The organism is Acinetobacter sp. BEC1-S18-ESBL-01 (assembly GCF_014169935.1).
Lineage (GTDB): Bacteria > Pseudomonadota > Gammaproteobacteria > Pseudomonadales > Moraxellaceae > Acinetobacter > Acinetobacter pittii.
Genome location: NZ_AP022302.1, coordinates 1,503,509 through 1,518,911, shown reverse-complemented (window position 1 = coordinate 1,518,911; position 15,403 = coordinate 1,503,509). Strand labels below are relative to the sequence as shown.

The window sequence follows — 15,403 nt, the reverse complement described above, 5'->3', positions numbered from 1 at the left end:
AAGCAATGGCAGAAGCCTATTAATTTTTCTTGGATTTAGAACACGTATCATGCAAAAAATTCTTCAAGATTTTTCAATTCCAGCAGTATTTGCTGGTTTTATTACCTTTCTCATTGGTATTAGTGTTTCGGCCGTTTTAGTGATCCAGGCGGCTCAAGCTTTAGGTGCTTCACCTGAACAAATCACTTCATGGTTTTGGGCTTTGGGTTTGGGTATTGGCTTATCAGGACTCATTCTTTCTTGGAAATTTAAATATCCTGTAGCGACGGCGTGGTCAACCGCAGGTCTTGCTTTAATTATGGCAACAGGTAGTGGATATAGTTTAAATGAAGCGATTGGTGCTTTTTTAGTTGGTGGTTTACTCACTGCGATTTTAGGCTTTTCAGGTATTTTTCAAAAAGCGCTGTCATACATTCCTCAAAGTTTAACAAGTGCCATGCTGGCAGGCGTCCTACTCAAATTTGGTATTACACTTTTCGCAAGTTTACAAAATGATTGGGTATTTGTTTTGTCCTTACTTAGCATTTATGTCATTACAAAAAGATTATGGCCGCGTTATAGCATTGTATTTACCGTAATTGCAGGTATAGCCCTGTGTCCTGTCTTTTTAGAATTTCATATGCCTACAATTCAGTGGTCTTTAGCAAAACCTGCTTGGATTAGACCTGACTTTAGCTGGTCAGCACTTTTGGGCTTAGCACTGCCACTGTTTGTGATTAGTATGGCTTCTCAATATTTACCGGGTATTGCCATGATCAAAAGTTATGGCTACAAACCACACGTGAATCAACTCATTGGCTGGACAGGTTTAACCCAAGTTGTGCTTGCACCGTTTGGCTGTTATAGCGTAAATATTGCTGCGATTAGTGCTGCCGTAAGCTTAGACGACCAAGTTCATCCTGACCCAAACAAACGCTATATTGCAGGTATAAGCTGTGGTTTTTTCTACATCTTAATGGGTTTGTTTGCCGCAACACTTACAAGTTTATTAATGTCTTTCCCTCATATTTTTATTGTAGCTTTAGCGGGTATTGCATTACTTGGTACGATCAGCCACAACATTGCGATTGCTTTTGCTCAAATTGAAGAACGTGAAGCTGCATTATTTACCTTTTTATGTAGCGCTTCGGGTATTCAATTCTTCGGGATCGGCTCAGCATTTTGGGGATTGGTGGTCGGAATTATTGTATTTGCTGTGCTCAAATTTAAAGCCCAAAAAAGCTAATAAAAAAAACGTTCATAGCTCCCTATTTTCAATGCTATGAACGCTTTTTAGGATGGTTTCTTATAACTCTCTTACTACAACTGATTTTGCCATTTTGTCGTGCCAGCCTTGTTTTTTAGCGTCAAATGCCACCCAAAAAAGACCAATACCAAATACTAAAATTGATGGAATATAGCCAATATATCGAATAATACTTTGCATGACTGTGAGCTTATTACCTGTTTTTTCATCTAAAACTTTTAAGCGCATCAAACGTTTGCCGGGTGTACCTGCAAAATACAACCAACATAAAACTGAATATAAAAAAGGAAATGCGTAGTTCACAATCAGGTCAAACCAATAGTTTTGTGGCTGACTACTTAAGCCTGTAGCAAATACTAAGTCGTAATCTCCCCGATAAAAAATCCATGCGGCTGGAATAATTGCCAAACAAAGAATAAGACTATCAATAATCATTGCGCCAAATCTTAACCAGAACCCTGCATACTCATACTTATAAGTCATGCCTACCTCACTTTGTTATTGTTTAATAGCTAAAATGGTCTTACTACTTTACTTTTATCCTAATTGAAACTTTTTTATTTTTAAATACTTAAATAAATTTTAAATTTCTTACTTTTATAGTTTATTGTAATTATTTTGATCAAAAAACATTATTAACCACATATCTCTACAAAAACTTAATTTAATCTTTTAAAAACTGACATTTTTTTATGTCAGTTATATCGAAATACGTTTATATAAATTAAATTACAAATAAATATTATATTTATTGCCAAAATAAAATATCTATTTTAAATTCTTTTTTTAATAAAAGTGCTGCAATAATAGAGCCAATCCGATTGTAATTAAAAAAACACTTAAACTGATTAATCCATAAACAATTGTTATACCGCCTAATATAGCTAAAATATAAAAAATAATTACACTGATTGTTGGCATTTCAATTTATTCCACTACTTAAAATAAAAGCAATTTATTCTATCGAGTTTATAAACGATTGCTGTTTTCAAATGTTGATTACACTATTAATTTGTATCATCATACATTAATAATGTTATTAAACTTATTTAATGTTAATTTAGTTTAATAGACAGTGATGAAGTTCACATAAGTTTTATTTAATTTCAAAATAATGTTTTTCAGTCACAAGTTTAATTTTTAAGTTTTTATATAAGCGTTCTTTTGAGTCTTCTAGTGAAGGAACAACTTTTTCTGCAAATTTATCTTCAGTCATCAGTCTTGCATAAGTTTTGTAGCCAATGATTAACTTTTGAGGTTCTTTACCTGTTTGACTAAACTCTTCAATGAGTTTATTGACTTTCTTTGCTGTTAAATCTGCCATCTTTCTTAGCCCCCCTTTAATTTACTATTTTGTTATACGGCTTCTTTATGACAGAAATATGAACCGTAATTTTTTGTAATTTTCATGTAAATATTAACAATTATTGGTCTACAGCATACTTATCAGTTCAAAATCAGCAAAGCAATCAATTCAAATATTTGATTTATATATAATTTGTTTTAATTTCAATTACTTTTAATTGAATAGATGTCTCCACAGAATGAAATATGTTAATCTTTAATTAATAAAAGCTTCATACATATAACAACTGTAAATAAGAGGAATAACATCATGAATTACCAACATATTATTGTACCAGTAGATGGTTCTGAGATTTCTTTAGCAGCAGCTCGACAAGCAGCTCACATTGCAAAAGCATTTGGTAGTAAATTGACCGCCATTAGTTTGGTTGCGGTAGATCCTTTTAGTGGCGTAGATTTTTATTACATCTCACCTGTTGTAAAAGATTATTTTGTTGAAGCACGTGCTAATGCAGAAAAAACTCTCGCAAAAGTTAAAGCTTTATGTGCTGAAGAAGGCATTGATGCAGAGACTCAAATCATCCAAGGTGAAATTTCTTCAGATGGTATTTTGAAAGCCGTAGAAGACTTAGGTTCTGATTTGATTGTGATTGGTTCGCATGGTCGTAAAGGTTTCCAAAAACTAATTTTGGGTAGCTTTGCTCAAGATGTTTTAAATAGCACCAAGATTCAAGTTTTAGTCGTAAAAGAGTAAAATTCTTGAAAGATAAAAACCCAATCCTATGATTGGGTTTTTTAATAAAATAACTTATAGAAATTTTACACCCACTAAAAAACCCTATAGAATAGTTCACTATTCCATCAATTTCGTGAGTCACGCCAATGAAGTAAGTCTTTTTTCTCATCAATTTTTTCTTTTTTTGATGTGCAAAATAGACTATTTTTGTGATTTACCGTCTCTATTAAAAATTATCATTCTCCTATTTTGTACATCCTGTATTTATGAGGTTTTTTTATGACTCAGCAGGCATGTGTAATATCGCAACTTACCTTAGAGTTCCCTTCAAAGGTAATGTTTAAGCATCTAAATTTTAGTCTTGAATCGAATCAGGTATCTGCCCTAATTGGTCGTAATGGCCAAGGCAAATCTTTGCTTATGCAATTTTTAAATGAGACGCTTGCATTAGATTCAGTTGTTACATCAGGGCAAATATCCTGGCATGTAAAACATGCGTATTTACCTCAATTGCATCGTTTGACAGCACTGACGATTGCTGAAGCCTTAGATATCTTAGATATTTACGATGCTTTTAAAAGAGTTGAACAAGGTAATGCCGACTTCGATGATTATGATTTATTGGAAGGTAAATGGGACCTGCCCACTTTATGGAACAACCTCTTAGAATCTGCTGGTCTACCAACAGATTTAGATTTCCCAGTTAAAAATTTAAGTGAAGGTCAAAAAACCAAATTGGCTCTAAGCTGTTTATTTTTAAAATCAGATCACTATCTATTACTTGATGAGCCTAGTAATCATCTAGATCAGGAATCTAGACAATGGTTAATCGATCATTTAAAAAAACACCTGGCAGGTAGTCTTATCATTAGTCATGATCGGATTTTATTAAATGAAGCCAACCATATTTATCATTTAAATGAACATGGTCTACATCACACCACCGGAAACTATGAAAAATTTTATGGGCAGTATCAAACCAATATTGCAGCTCTAGAGCAATCTATTCAACAGAGTCAACGTGAAGTTAAGCACATGAAGCAAAAGCAACATGATGTATTAATGAAAGCTCAAAAACGAGAGCGTGCTGGCAATAAATTAAGAGAATCAAATTCTCAAGCCAAGATTTTGCTCGACTTTAAAAAGGAACAAGCAGGCCAAAGCATTGCTGCTATACAGTCTCAACACCAACGTCAGATTTCGAACAGTCAAAATGATTTAAAAGATAAGAAATTGCTTCACGAAACTGTTAAACCTCAACAGTTTGTCTTCCCGTCTTTTCATAAGAAATCTGGTGAAATTCTGCGGATTAAAAAATTGAAACTGAAACATGGTACTCAAAAACCCATCGATCTAGCTGTACAAGCAGCTCAAAAAATTCACATAACAGGAGAAAATGGTATTGGAAAATCAACTTTACTTAAGGCAATTCATGCAGAGAACAATCAACCCTGTGACAGCATTCACTTATCTGTAGAGTGTTTCTATCTCGACCAGAACTTTAGCTTTTTGTGTGATGAAATGACTGTTATTGAAAATTTATCTCACATGAATAATGAACTTTCAGAACTCGAATGGAGAAATTTGCTAGGTCAACTTCGAATTCGTGGGGATAAAGGTACCCAACTATTGTCTCAGTTAAGTGGTGGTGAAAAATTAAAAGTAGCTTTATTGGCTCTTAGCCAGTTAAACCCTGCACCTGAACTTCTGTTATTAGATGAACCAGAAAATCATTTGGATATTGAATCTAGAGAGCTACTTGCTAATGCTATTCAGAGTTATGAAGGTACGGTATTGCTCGTTTCACACGATCAACTGTTTGTTGAAAGCTCGGGCATTCATGAGTCATTTTCTTTAATGTAATAGTTAGTAATATACCAATTTTCAAATTTACTAGTTCTCATTTGAGAGCTAGTAAATTTCATCAGTTATTATTTTTTTACGTTATTTAATAATTCGAGATCTAAATTATATTTCACAGTTTTATTTTTACGAGCACTATTACGCATTTGATAAACTTGAATAATATAATCGCCGTCAACTGGTAAAGTAAGCTCTCCTTTAAAACCTATGGTTGAGCCAATCAACAATGCATTATCTTTACCTGGTTTTTTACCAGGTGCAAAAATATTAATGTAGGCTAAATTCCCCAGACTATTGATATCGAATTTTAATATTTGGCCTTTTTTTCCATAAATTCTATACTTTACATCATCATAGCCCTGAAATTTTCCAGTTAAAGTGGTATGTGGTGAACTTTGTAAAAAATTAACTTTTTGCTCATTATTTTTGGCATAGATAGTGAACGAAGTAGCTGAAATAAGCGTAGATAGTAATAATGTTTTAATGATTTTTCTCAACTTATTGACCCTCAAAATTATTTTAAAGTGATTATATTAAAAATAATTTTTATAAAATTTTACTTTATGTATGATTTTGATGAGTAGTAGTTGCTTTTTATAACCAGTAACAAATAAAGTATCTTAGAAATCTTAATTATCTTTCTTTTCAATAATTATTTAAAAGTTAAAGTATATGGATAATCTATAAGTCTGGAAGAATTTTTAATGAATATTATTATTCGTGATGAGCAAGCCGAAGATATTGAAGCCATTGAAAAATTGACAAAAGCAGCTTTTCAAAATGCTGAGCATACAAGTCATACCGAGCATTTTATTGTTAATAGTCTAAGAGATCACGGACAACTTACTATTTCTCTAGTTGCAATTGAAGATGAGTCTATTATTGGACATATTGCTATTTCTCCGGTTGAGATTAGCTCAGGCGAAATAGGTTGGTATGGTTTAGGTCCTATCTCAGTTCATCCAAATAAACAAGGATGCGGTGTTGGCTCTCTTCTCATCAATAAATCACTAGAAAAATTAAAACAACTTGGCGCTCAAGGATGTGTTTTATTAGGTGATCCAAATTATTACAGCCGATTTGGTTTTAAAAATTATCCTCAGCTAATTTTGCCTGATGTACCGAGTGAATATTTTCAGGCTCTAACTTTCTCGGGCAATATTCCAAAAGCTAATGTCAAATACCATGAGGCTTTTAATGCAACGCAATAATAAAAAATTACTATCTTCAAAAGAAAACTCTTAAAAATAGGAGTTTTCTTTTTCATTGATTTTGAACAATATTTACTTAAAACATTAGCTTTTATTTAACACGCTCAATTTGGAAAACTTCAATATCGGTAGGCTTAACTCTATGCTTATCTACCTCACCAACGACACGTACTTTATCCCCTGCTTTTAGTTCAAGAGGTTTCCATAAATCATCATCAATATCAATTATGATTGAACCAGTTGCGTCTTTTAACTCAAAATGATCTCCAGCAATATGCTTTACGATCGTACCAGTTAAAGTTACTCCAGATTCATCAGCCAAAGTTTTTACTTTGGATACTGTAACTACATTTTTTGTTGCCTCTTTTAATAAAACAGCATCTGGTTTAGCCATCACAGCACTACTTCCTAATAAAGCAAATCCAGCCAATGCTGTTAAAAGTATTTTTTTCATGACAATTACCTACTTTTTAATATTCTTAGTTATATAAACAAATTCTTTTAAAGTTATAGATTTAGCTTTTGTGGCTTTTTGTATCTTATTAGGGTCTTTGTTTAATGAGAATAAATAGTAACATTAAAAAATTCTTTAAGTTCTCTTTTCCAACAACTATTTTATGGCCTTTATTTTTTCGTGAATTTACTTAAGAAAGCTTTTTCTTAAGTAAATTAAACTCAGCATTTAAATATCACTTCATTGTTAAGCAACAAGTTGTCCTAAATTCAATAAAATATTTATGGCTTTTGCCTCATCCTCGGTTTGCATAACAATCATTCTGTCATAAGAAATTCCACCAACCTCAATATAAATTTTTGGATGTGGAAGCTGAGGGATATAGACTTTTAGTGGTTGATAAAGAGCAAGAAGATAACCAAATGAATCATAAGGATAATGATCATCTTTTAATGTCTTCTTTATAACAACATAGTTGTTCAATATATTTAAAATAAAACCATATTCATTTTCAGAATGAAATTTAGCGTCCATACTTACCTCCTTGATTAGTTAATATTTTTATAATCAAACTTAAAGGTTAAATTTCTGATCTGAGGATATTTGAACCAATTTATTTTAAATATAGAGTTCTATTTAAAATAATGAGTTTCTAATTTAAATATATTTAAAACCAAGTGTATTAGTCAACATATTTTGAACAGCACCATTAAAAATAAATATTTTGTGTTACAAATCACGCTTTAAGACAAAATTAAAAAGATATAAAAAAAACCCATCTTACGATGGGCTTTGAGCATTCAACTAGATTATGAATCTTTATCCATTGAATGAGGAGTTGTGGTTTTATCTTGCTGTTTTGTGTCGTTTTCACCTTGGCAAGCACTCACACTCAAAGAAATAAAGGCGGCTAAACCCAAGGTCGCTATAATTTTTGTCATGTTTCACCTCATGAATTGTTTAGATTGATGAGTTAATAAATACTTTTTATTAGTTTTACGATCAGCATAGGTTTCTAGGCTTTTTTGTAGATTTAGCGCAAAAATGTAAAGCTATTTAGTTTTAACTTTAAGTGCCCATTTAAAATTTAACTCACCACGTTCAGAGCCCAGTACCTAAAATAAACTTAAATTAAATATTAACTGAATGCCTGAGCGTTTTGAGGAGTAAGTCATATAAGTGATCTACAGCTTTAGACTCCAAAGATGCCCGGCTTCGGTACACAGCGACCTCCATAGGTTCTAAAGGTCCTAAGCCATGATCAGCACTTAAAATAGTTAAATGCTCAGGTGCACTACACTGTGTGAACACGGCAATTGCTAAACCACTTTCCACCGCTGCAATTTGACCAGCTAAACTTGAACTGTTGTATACCACCCGATAACGGCGTCCCTGTAAGGCCAAAGAATTAATAGCACTTTTTTTGGCTTGACTTGTACTTTCATAAACTGCAATTGGGAGTGGATCTTCTCGCCAGAGTTCAAATTGTGGAGAGCCTACCCACACCATTGGTTCATGAAATAAAAGTGTTCCTTGACGAGCGTTATCTCTCGAAATTAATGCTAAATCTATATCCCCAGTTTCTACCCGTGGTATTAACGAAGTAGACTGCTCACAAATTAATTCAATTTCAACACCTCCATAACGTGGAGCAAAACGCTTAAGCACAGGAGTTAAATATTTTGCAGCATAGTCATCGGGCACCCCAAGGCGTATACGCCCCTTCAGCTCATCTCCGTGAAATGCCATTTGGGCTTCTGCATGTAAGTCAAGAATACGGCGCGCATAACCTAAAAGTAGCTGTCCTTGAGACGTTAATTCAATTTGTCGGTGCGTTCGTATTAAAAGTTGGCAATGTAGGGCTTCTTCAAGTTTTTTTAGTTGCATGCTAACAGCTGACTGTGACCGATATAACTCAGGTGCTGCGTTTGATAAAGAGCCTGTATCTACTACGGTGACAAAACACTTTAGCCAATCAATCTGTAAATTTTTTAAAGTCATTAGAATTTATCTATTCGATTTTCAAATAGTATATAAAAGAATTATGCGCTTTTCTTTATTTATTGTCTCTTTCATACTGAGCTTATAAGAAGTTAAAACAATTTATTTTTAACGTCGCTAACGGTGAATTGATTAACAACTGAATAACTCGTTAATCACTGTCCTTACTAACAATTTTATCACTTCGTATTTCTTAGGTATTACGCACTAGGAGGAGGTTTTATGCGCCTAAATAAACAGATGCTTGTGTCACAAAGTGCGACATCCACTTTCGTTTTGCTTTGGGGGAGTGCTGCGATTTTTACTCGATGGGGACTCGACAGTGCCTCACCTATAGCATTATTAATTCTGCGCTTTGCCACAGCTTTGTTTGTTTTATTGTTAATTGCTATTTTTACAAAAAGACTTTTACCTAAGCATGGAACTCGAAAGCAAGTTTTATTAACTGGACTCCTTATTATTGCAGGTTATTCAATTTGTTATTTTAAAGCCATGGCTCACGGAGTCACCCCTGGTTTAATGGCCACAATCATGGGAATACAGCCAATCTTGACGCTATGTCTTTTAGAAAAGAATTTACAAAAAGAGAGATTATTAGGTCTATTGATTGCTTTAGCCGGACTCATACTTTTAGTGTGGAAAAGCTTAACTATGTCTTTTATCGCTCCAATCGGAATATTCTTTGCCTTAGCAGCACTGATCTGTATAACTTTTGGTGCCATCATGCAAAAAAACATTCAACAAGCTCCAACAGATGTCTTACCGCTCCAATATGTAGTTAGCCTTCTAGTTTGTTTATTTATAGTTCCGTTTGAACATTTTGAAATAACTTGGAATTCACAACTCATTATTTCGGTCTTATTTCTTGGAATTTTAATTTCTGTAGTTGCTCAACTTTTACTTTACCGACTTCTAAATCAGGGCAATCTTGTAAATGTGATAAGCCTATTCTATTTAGTCCCTGTTGTTACTGCACTTTTAGATTTTTTAATTTTAAAAAACAAGTTACCGCTTGCAGGCTTAATAGGAATGATTGCGATTTTAATAGGCTTAACACTTGTATTTAAAAAGAAATAACTCATTTAAAGTACATTATAAAACCCTCGACTGAGGGCTTTATGCTGAGTTAAAGACTAGTCTAAGTTTTTCCAATCTTTACCAATTTGAGCTAATGCTGGCAGTTCATCGCTATTAAAAACATTAGAATTACGATCAATAGCAAATCGATAGATGGGCACAGAATCAGCTTGAGTTTTTTTATAGAAGCTGAAATTTTCAGTAATATGGTAATTGCCGGCTTCTGTAGATTTTACAGCTGCACCTGATGGAATATGGATATAGCTTTCACATTCCACTTCAATATTATTTCCAGCAAGATCTTGGTAGGAAAATTTCATGTTTTGATCCTTTCTAAATTTTTATGATTGAGAAAAACTTAACATGCTATCTGGCTAGATTATTGAAACTTTTTTCAACTAATTGTTTAAGTGTGTGTATTTAGTTAAAACTAAAAATATTATCTCTAATATTTCTACTCTATCTCACAATCCCAATACTTTAAAAGCTCGCTCATCAAGTTCTTTAAGCTCCTCAAGTGTATACAACCGTCCTTCTGGATCAAAAAACTTATCAAAGTCGAATTGTCCTTCTTTATATAATTGATATCTTTTAGGCCCTAACCACTCTTTTTGAAAGAAATCATCTGTTAGTTTAAAAAATTCTTTAAATGACATATTTGCATCTAATTGGCCAATTAATTGTTCACGTTCATTTTTAGGAATATCCCTAAATTTTCTCTCATCCATAATGAAGGCTCGGCTGCCAACTAGCTGACCATTTTCATGAGTTGGAACTAGAATACTGCGGCAATGAGGATGTAAAGGCGGAACTTTTTTTGTAGGATCATTGATATTCCACACACTACTATCAAGGGCTGCACATATTTTTGAGGTTCTGCCATCAAGAACACTTACAAATCTGACATGTTCAAACTTTAACTGTTTATAGCTGTTTAAATAGGCCTGATTGGATATATGACTTCGAATCGTACGCACAGTTCGTTCAATATCAATCTTAGAGCTATTTAGTAGTCCATCTTCATATTTAAGGCGTTTAGTTCCTAGAATCCTTTGAATAATTTCTTGATTCGTCACACCAGTATTGAGGCCATCCCGAATTGCATACTCCACTCTTTGACGGGCGACCTCTGCAATTGTAGAAAGTAACTCATCCACCAATGCTCCACCCGCTAAAGGAACACGTTTAGCAGCTTTATAGAGCTGTTCACCTTTTAACTCTTTATGTTTGCCACCAAAAACTTTTGACATATATTTGGCTTCATAGACAGCCAATGCCACAGCAGAGATGGTAAAAGTTTCAATGAGCATATCGTTAGTAGTATTAAACCACTGAGAAATCAGTGCACGTATTTCTTTTAATAGGGCTGTTGAGTAAAGCCCACCCGCCAATGCGGTTTTTTCCTTTTCATTTAGCTCATCTAACAGGTTACTTAGTTTGGTAAGCATATTAACCGTTTCGGAATTAAATAAATTAAGAAGTTCATTGACCGATCTTGAAGATGCTCGATATAGATAAGCTTGATGTTGAGTCAGAACATCAAAAAGTGATTTCTGATGAAGATTAACCATAAAAATTACCTCTACAGAATTGCCTTTTTTGTTATTTTCTATTTTCTGTCTTACCTTATGTAATTTGCTTATTATTAATATCTCTAGAATAAGTTATGACTAACAAGTGTACCTACGTAAAGTTATTTAGCTAATAGCTTATCCTTGTAATTTATATCTTTATAAACTTGGCTCGTGTCTAAACTACACAATCTCTTTAATGCTGAGTAAAACAGCATTACTCGGAATACTTTTAAGTATTTTCTTTTGTGCTTTACTCCATTCTTTATAAAATTTTTTATCAGATTGTCCAGAAAAACTGTCTGTATTCTTATTAGCATATGTAGTACCCGTATTTGATGATTGTATACATGGCCAATTGTTTAATTGAGGTGTTAAAACCGCATTACTCATCAATGAAAGTTCTTCTAATCTAATTAAGTTCATATTTACTTCCTTGCTTATATCTAGCTCCTGATGTCTTCAACATGTTCAAACATTATATTGAACCGTTAAAAGATAGCTATTGTTTTATTTCCTAAGCCAATCAGAGCCTACACAAATACCACACCCTTAAAAATGCAAAGTGCAAGTTTTGTGTATTGATTTACCAATGATGTAACTTGCTATACGCTCAAATAAATTAAGTTTAAATAGAATGAAAAAGGTATTTATAAGGTTTTCTTCTCAGTTGCTCCAATTTCAGATATACTGAACTTAGTATGAGATGAGCCTTATATAGTTCATTGGTAGATCAATGAATGACTAAGCCCTTCGCTTTCGAGCAAGGGCTTTTTTAATGCGTGTAATTTGGAAAAATTACTTTTATCTGACTCAGCGATTCAAGCCTTGGTTTGCCTTTACTAAACAGGTCTGTTAGATTGGTCTTGTTCATCAACTCCTATTGTCGATGAATACTGAAGCCTGATTCGTAGCATCAGGCTTTTTTTATGCTTAGATTTTATAAAGATCGGAATGGCTTTTCTGATCAAACCCTATAAAGAATTAAAAGACTATGATTCTAAAAACAATTTCTTTTCAATAGCGCGGCGTCTAACCAATCCAGCCAAACGCTTACCGCCTGCGTTTACCCATACATCAAATTGGTTTGCGGCCCCTTTGTAATCACCTGAATTTAATTTTTTTAATAAGGTCGATTTTTTAAAGGCTCCTGCCCCGATGTTATAACTTAGTGAGACTAATGCGTCGAATTGATTTTGCTTTAAAGGAACTTTTACAGCGCCATTGACTGCACGCTCAAATATTTTCAAATCATGCTGCATATATGCTTTGGCCTGCTCAAGAGTACATGTGTCACCTTTTTGAACGCTCAAACCGTTTGGGTATCTGGTTGTGCCATAACCAATGCTCCAGACACCTATGCCATCATCATAAGCACTGAGACTTAATCCTTCAAAATTACAAATATGATTTACCCCTTCCTGACTCATAGACATCTCATCTACCGCAAAACCAATTTCCTCATCGCCATTGTCTGTTGCGGTAGCAATCGGATTATTTGTAGCGGCACGTGACCGAGACTTGGTAGTAAAAAGCTTGCAAAGATAATCCAATATTTTTTGCATCTAATCCTCTGTCATCTTACTTTTTCTCTGTAACCCAAAGTGTAATATACCCTTGAACTACAGGCTGTCCATCTGCTCTATAGGCATTTACTTTTATTTGCATATCGCCAACTTTCCATTCTTCATCAATTGTTGCGACGACTTTAATATCAGAATCGGCTTTGGCGACATAATTTACGTTCATCCCTTTAGGTAGCCATCTTAAATGTTGAGGAATAGATGCTTCGGTTAGTACACCCATAACAAATTCTAATCCATTACATATGGCAATAACGTGAACTGTTCCTATGTGATTTTCGACTGATTTATTCTTTTTGATGAAAGCTTCACACACGTCAGCATCTAGTTTTTGAATAATTGGATTTACTGTTTGAAAATATGGAGCAACACGGCTAACAACTTTTGACAACAACGTTAATCCACCTGGTATTGCTTTCAATGTTCTAAAAGCGAGCAAAACGTCATTAATTGATGGTACAGCGTTATGTTTGATTTGGTTGGCAAATTTATAAATATAATTACTCATAGTTTTACTTCTGGCTGAGAATAAGAATTTAATAAATATATAGCCTCATATCTCTAGACTCATTGCTTAACTTTCATGTTTTTTAAGTCATTAATGATAATTTTTGAATAACATCTAGGGTTTGTTGTTGTTCAACCAAATAAGCTAAAAATTAAAATGCCCAATATAAAATTGGGCTATAGATTATTCTTCGACTTCTATGGGATCGCCATCTTCAGGTCGAATATGTCGCTCACCATCATCTGCCGGATCGACACTAGAGCCATCTTTGGTAATACTGTTATACAACTCATCCTCTTTTTTATCATCGATAAATTCTTCATCTGCAAAATCAAGAGGCTCTTCATCATCAAAATTTAAGGGTTTTTCTTCATCTATCATGAGATTTATCCTTTACTTCACTTGTCTCATACCATGCTCAAATAATTAACAGATACATTCAACATGAAACAATCATCATTTATGTAACAGACACTTTAAGATACATATAACAAAGAAAACCGCCCTCGAAGGCGGTTACTAAGCTCTAAATTGATAGGATAATTGGCTTATAACTTTTATATATTTTAAGAAGGTAGTTTATTATTTTTAATATAATCATCTGATTTAAAATAATTAACAATCATTTCTGCATTTTCTTCTTTTACAGGTAAAGTAGTTACTGGAATATTTTCATTTCCCATACTAAAGCCTTGAGGGACCAATTGAGAAATAGGAGGAAATTTGGCTTTACCTCCCTCAGTGATTCTTTCAATAAATCCTGCAAGCCATAAAATAAACTCACCTTCATTTTCAAACTTAGGCATAAGACTAAAATCAATTTTTACCGAGCATTGCTCGATGGGCTTGGTTAAGCAGTCTTCAAAATTAATAAAATTATACTTTAATTTGAATTCAGTACCTTTTATCGCATTACGAATAAGCCCAACCAAACAATTTAAATTTTCTATTACATCATCAGAAAACAAGTTGTCATTTTTAATTTTTTTATAAACCTTATCTGCTATAGCTAGATATCTTGGCATCTTAACCTCCTATCTTCTCATGCGTATATTTATATACTTCTTTAAACTATTATTTTTTTATGTAAGATAGGGTAAAACTCATCAACTAAATGTAAGAAATACAAGGTTTTTGAAAGTTAATAGTAAGGTATTTATCAAAAACATTTAAAAATGTGAAACATGCAACAAAAAATACCAAAATAAAAGAAGATTTTGAAAATTTTCTTTCAATTTATTTTTATAGATGAGCAATGCTTCCAATACTAACTTACCATCCATTTAATATGAAATATGCTTATATAAGATATTAATTTACTAAGATATTTTTTAATTTTTATTGTTTTCAAGGTGATTCAAAATACTACTAATTTTTAAAAACAAGTAACCGAAAAGTAGTCCATTAAATATAATAAAAAGACCAACAGTCACCATTTCTTTAGACCACACTTGAATAATATCTAAATTATCATTTCGAGTTTCAACTTGCCCATATGACAAAATAAAAGCCAAGCCTAAGACAATTCCAAACAAAATCACAACCCATGCTACAACTGATGTTGTCTTACTTTCTTTAAAAGATTTCTTCACTTCACTCATAATTTTTCTTGATAAACTTCTATATTTATATATTCTTTTATATTAATTCGCTATGTATTTAAAGTTTTATTTCTTTACTTTTAAAAAAATGTTATTAATTTTTATATTTTGTTATCAAAAAATATTAATTAGTATATTTAATATTTCTACAGCCTCTACATTTTAAAGCAAATAATATCACAGATATTTATAACGACAGGGGCGAATTTAATATAAATGAAAAGCCTTTAAATCCGCTCCTTATGTT

20 protein-coding genes and 2 pseudogenes are annotated in these 15,403 nt (G+C 32.9%); 5 read left to right on the top strand and 17 right to left on the bottom strand.

Annotation, left to right across the window (positions count from 1 at the left end; genetic code table 11):
- Positions 1 to 49: 49 nt before the first annotated feature.
- On the top strand, positions 50 to 1,225 hold the full coding sequence (locus H7R46_RS07080; protein WP_005068726.1) for a benzoate/H(+) symporter BenE family transporter: 1,176 nt from the start codon (positions 50 to 52) through the stop codon (positions 1,223 to 1,225).
- 60 nt (positions 1,226 to 1,285) lie between these two features.
- Here H7R46_RS07080 and H7R46_RS07075 read toward each other — a convergent pair whose 3' ends face one another.
- From H7R46_RS07075 to H7R46_RS07065, 3 genes and pseudogenes are all read right to left on the bottom strand, one after another.
- On the bottom strand, positions 1,286 to 1,729 hold the full coding sequence (locus H7R46_RS07075; protein WP_005068725.1) for an RDD family protein: 444 nt from the start codon (positions 1,727 to 1,729) through the stop codon (positions 1,286 to 1,288).
- Positions 1,730 to 1,994: 265 nt separating this feature from the next.
- Positions 1,995 to 2,167: pseudogene (locus H7R46_RS07070) on the bottom strand (hypothetical protein).
- Positions 2,168 to 2,342: 175 nt separating this feature from the next.
- Positions 2,343 to 2,570, bottom strand: a complete 228-nt coding sequence (locus H7R46_RS07065) for a hypothetical protein (RefSeq protein ID WP_002115208.1) — start codon at positions 2,568 to 2,570, stop codon at positions 2,343 to 2,345.
- A 291-nt stretch (positions 2,571 to 2,861) separates the two neighbouring features.
- Between H7R46_RS07065 and H7R46_RS07060 the strand changes: the two genes are divergently transcribed.
- Entirely contained in the window at positions 2,862 to 3,305 is a 444-nt protein-coding gene (locus H7R46_RS07060; RefSeq protein WP_002115225.1) for a universal stress protein, read from the top strand.
- 261 nt (positions 3,306 to 3,566) lie between these two features.
- Entirely contained in the window at positions 3,567 to 5,150 is a 1,584-nt protein-coding gene (locus tag H7R46_RS07055; protein ID WP_005068716.1) for an ATP-binding cassette domain-containing protein, read from the top strand.
- A 68-nt stretch (positions 5,151 to 5,218) separates the two neighbouring features.
- On the opposite strand, the gene H7R46_RS07050 is transcribed toward H7R46_RS07055, so the two are convergent.
- Together H7R46_RS07050 and H7R46_RS07045 are read right to left on the bottom strand one after the other, a co-directional pair.
- Positions 5,219 to 5,647 carry a hypothetical protein gene (locus H7R46_RS07050; RefSeq protein ID WP_005068715.1) on the bottom strand — a complete coding sequence of 143 codons (429 nt, stop codon included), beginning with the start codon at positions 5,645 to 5,647 and terminating at the stop codon, positions 5,219 to 5,221.
- A gap of 36 nt (positions 5,648 to 5,683) precedes the next feature.
- Positions 5,684 to 5,770, bottom strand: a pseudogene (locus H7R46_RS07045) (hypothetical protein); the annotation flags it as partial.
- A gap of 84 nt (positions 5,771 to 5,854) precedes the next feature.
- Between H7R46_RS07045 and H7R46_RS07040 the strand changes: the two are divergent.
- On the top strand, positions 5,855 to 6,361 hold the full coding sequence (locus H7R46_RS07040) for a GNAT family N-acetyltransferase (protein WP_005068713.1): 507 nt from the start codon (positions 5,855 to 5,857) through the stop codon (positions 6,359 to 6,361).
- 91 nt (positions 6,362 to 6,452) lie between these two features.
- Here the strand turns inward: H7R46_RS07040 and H7R46_RS07035 are convergent, their stop codons facing one another.
- The 4 genes from H7R46_RS07035 to H7R46_RS07020 all read right to left on the bottom strand — a co-directional run bounded on the left by H7R46_RS07035 (position 6,453) and on the right by H7R46_RS07020 (position 8,816).
- On the bottom strand, positions 6,453 to 6,815 hold the full coding sequence (locus H7R46_RS07035) for a NirD/YgiW/YdeI family stress tolerance protein (protein WP_005068709.1): 363 nt from the start codon (positions 6,813 to 6,815) through the stop codon (positions 6,453 to 6,455).
- Between the two features lie 246 nt (positions 6,816 to 7,061).
- The gene (locus H7R46_RS07030; protein WP_005068707.1) at positions 7,062 to 7,349 is read right to left on the bottom strand and encodes a hypothetical protein; all 288 of its coding nucleotides are present in this window, start codon (positions 7,347 to 7,349) and stop codon (positions 7,062 to 7,064) included.
- A 275-nt stretch (positions 7,350 to 7,624) separates the two neighbouring features.
- A complete protein-coding gene (locus tag H7R46_RS07025; RefSeq protein WP_002114618.1) occupies positions 7,625 to 7,756 on the bottom strand; it encodes a hypothetical protein in 132 nt (43 codons plus the stop codon).
- A gap of 190 nt (positions 7,757 to 7,946) precedes the next feature.
- Complete coding sequence (locus H7R46_RS07020; protein ID WP_005073761.1) at positions 7,947 to 8,816, bottom strand: LysR family transcriptional regulator; 870 nt, start codon at positions 8,814 to 8,816, stop codon at positions 7,947 to 7,949.
- 222 nt (positions 8,817 to 9,038) lie between these two features.
- On the opposite strand from H7R46_RS07020, the gene H7R46_RS07015 reads away from it, so the two are divergent.
- Positions 9,039 to 9,893, top strand: coding sequence for a DMT family transporter (locus H7R46_RS07015; protein WP_032013258.1), 855 nt, complete (start codon positions 9,039 to 9,041; stop codon positions 9,891 to 9,893).
- Positions 9,894 to 9,949: 56 nt separating this feature from the next.
- Here H7R46_RS07015 and H7R46_RS07010 read toward each other — a convergent pair whose 3' ends face one another.
- The 8 genes from H7R46_RS07010 to H7R46_RS06975 form a co-directional block, all read right to left on the bottom strand.
- The gene (locus H7R46_RS07010; RefSeq protein WP_032013260.1) at positions 9,950 to 10,213 is read right to left on the bottom strand and encodes a hypothetical protein; all 264 of its coding nucleotides are present in this window, start codon (positions 10,211 to 10,213) and stop codon (positions 9,950 to 9,952) included.
- 144 nt (positions 10,214 to 10,357) lie between these two features.
- Entirely contained in the window at positions 10,358 to 11,464 is a 1,107-nt protein-coding gene (locus H7R46_RS07005) for a minor capsid protein (RefSeq protein WP_086260929.1), read from the bottom strand.
- Between the two features lie 183 nt (positions 11,465 to 11,647).
- Entirely contained in the window at positions 11,648 to 11,890 is a 243-nt protein-coding gene (locus H7R46_RS07000; RefSeq protein WP_042783342.1) for a hypothetical protein, read from the bottom strand.
- A 566-nt stretch (positions 11,891 to 12,456) separates the two neighbouring features.
- Entirely contained in the window at positions 12,457 to 13,029 is a 573-nt protein-coding gene (locus H7R46_RS06995; RefSeq protein WP_005068702.1) for a lysozyme, read from the bottom strand.
- A 16-nt stretch (positions 13,030 to 13,045) separates the two neighbouring features.
- Complete coding sequence (locus H7R46_RS06990) at positions 13,046 to 13,555, bottom strand: hotdog fold domain-containing protein (RefSeq protein ID WP_005068700.1); 510 nt, start codon at positions 13,553 to 13,555, stop codon at positions 13,046 to 13,048.
- A 183-nt stretch (positions 13,556 to 13,738) separates the two neighbouring features.
- Entirely contained in the window at positions 13,739 to 13,936 is a 198-nt protein-coding gene (locus H7R46_RS06985; protein WP_005068696.1) for a hypothetical protein, read from the bottom strand.
- 185 nt (positions 13,937 to 14,121) lie between these two features.
- A complete protein-coding gene (locus H7R46_RS06980) occupies positions 14,122 to 14,580 on the bottom strand; it encodes a hypothetical protein (RefSeq protein WP_005068693.1) in 459 nt (152 codons plus the stop codon).
- Positions 14,581 to 14,886: 306 nt separating this feature from the next.
- Positions 14,887 to 15,156: a hypothetical protein gene (locus H7R46_RS06975; protein ID WP_017386729.1), complete on the bottom strand. Its 270-nt coding sequence runs from the start codon at positions 15,154 to 15,156 to the stop codon at positions 14,887 to 14,889.
- Positions 15,157 to 15,403: the final 247 nt, after the last annotated feature.

What these genes read in the sequence shown, in the direction of transcription:
- H7R46_RS07080 (WP_005068726.1), top strand. Translation starts at nt 50, where the DNA reads ATGCAAAAAATTCTTCAAGATTTTTCAATTCCAGCAGTATTTGCTGGT.
- H7R46_RS07075 (WP_005068725.1), bottom strand. Translation starts at nt 1,729, where the DNA reads ATGACTTATAAGTATGAGTATGCAGGGTTCTGGTTAAGATTTGGCGCA.
- H7R46_RS07065 (WP_002115208.1), bottom strand. Translation starts at nt 2,570, where the DNA reads ATGGCAGATTTAACAGCAAAGAAAGTCAATAAACTCATTGAAGAGTTT.
- H7R46_RS07060 (WP_002115225.1), top strand. Translation starts at nt 2,862, where the DNA reads ATGAATTACCAACATATTATTGTACCAGTAGATGGTTCTGAGATTTCT.
- H7R46_RS07055 (WP_005068716.1), top strand. Translation starts at nt 3,567, where the DNA reads ATGACTCAGCAGGCATGTGTAATATCGCAACTTACCTTAGAGTTCCCT.
- H7R46_RS07040 (WP_005068713.1), top strand. Translation starts at nt 5,855, where the DNA reads ATGAATATTATTATTCGTGATGAGCAAGCCGAAGATATTGAAGCCATT.
- H7R46_RS07035 (WP_005068709.1), bottom strand. Translation starts at nt 6,815, where the DNA reads ATGAAAAAAATACTTTTAACAGCATTGGCTGGATTTGCTTTATTAGGA.
- H7R46_RS07030 (WP_005068707.1), bottom strand. Translation starts at nt 7,349, where the DNA reads ATGGACGCTAAATTTCATTCTGAAAATGAATATGGTTTTATTTTAAAT.
- H7R46_RS07025 (WP_002114618.1), bottom strand. Translation starts at nt 7,756, where the DNA reads ATGACAAAAATTATAGCGACCTTGGGTTTAGCCGCCTTTATTTCTTTG.
- H7R46_RS07020 (WP_005073761.1), bottom strand. Translation starts at nt 8,816, where the DNA reads ATGACTTTAAAAAATTTACAGATTGATTGGCTAAAGTGTTTTGTCACC.
- H7R46_RS07015 (WP_032013258.1), top strand. Translation starts at nt 9,039, where the DNA reads ATGCGCCTAAATAAACAGATGCTTGTGTCACAAAGTGCGACATCCACT.
- H7R46_RS07010 (WP_032013260.1), bottom strand. Translation starts at nt 10,213, where the DNA reads ATGAAATTTTCCTACCAAGATCTTGCTGGAAATAATATTGAAGTGGAA.
- H7R46_RS07005 (WP_086260929.1), bottom strand. Translation starts at nt 11,464, where the DNA reads ATGGTTAATCTTCATCAGAAATCACTTTTTGATGTTCTGACTCAACAT.
- H7R46_RS07000 (WP_042783342.1), bottom strand. Translation starts at nt 11,890, where the DNA reads ATGAACTTAATTAGATTAGAAGAACTTTCATTGATGAGTAATGCGGTT.
- H7R46_RS06995 (WP_005068702.1), bottom strand. Translation starts at nt 13,029, where the DNA reads ATGCAAAAAATATTGGATTATCTTTGCAAGCTTTTTACTACCAAGTCT.
- H7R46_RS06990 (WP_005068700.1), bottom strand. Translation starts at nt 13,555, where the DNA reads ATGAGTAATTATATTTATAAATTTGCCAACCAAATCAAACATAACGCT.
- H7R46_RS06985 (WP_005068696.1), bottom strand. Translation starts at nt 13,936, where the DNA reads ATGATAGATGAAGAAAAACCCTTAAATTTTGATGATGAAGAGCCTCTT.
- H7R46_RS06980 (WP_005068693.1), bottom strand. Translation starts at nt 14,580, where the DNA reads ATGCCAAGATATCTAGCTATAGCAGATAAGGTTTATAAAAAAATTAAA.
- H7R46_RS06975 (WP_017386729.1), bottom strand. Translation starts at nt 15,156, where the DNA reads ATGAGTGAAGTGAAGAAATCTTTTAAAGAAAGTAAGACAACATCAGTT.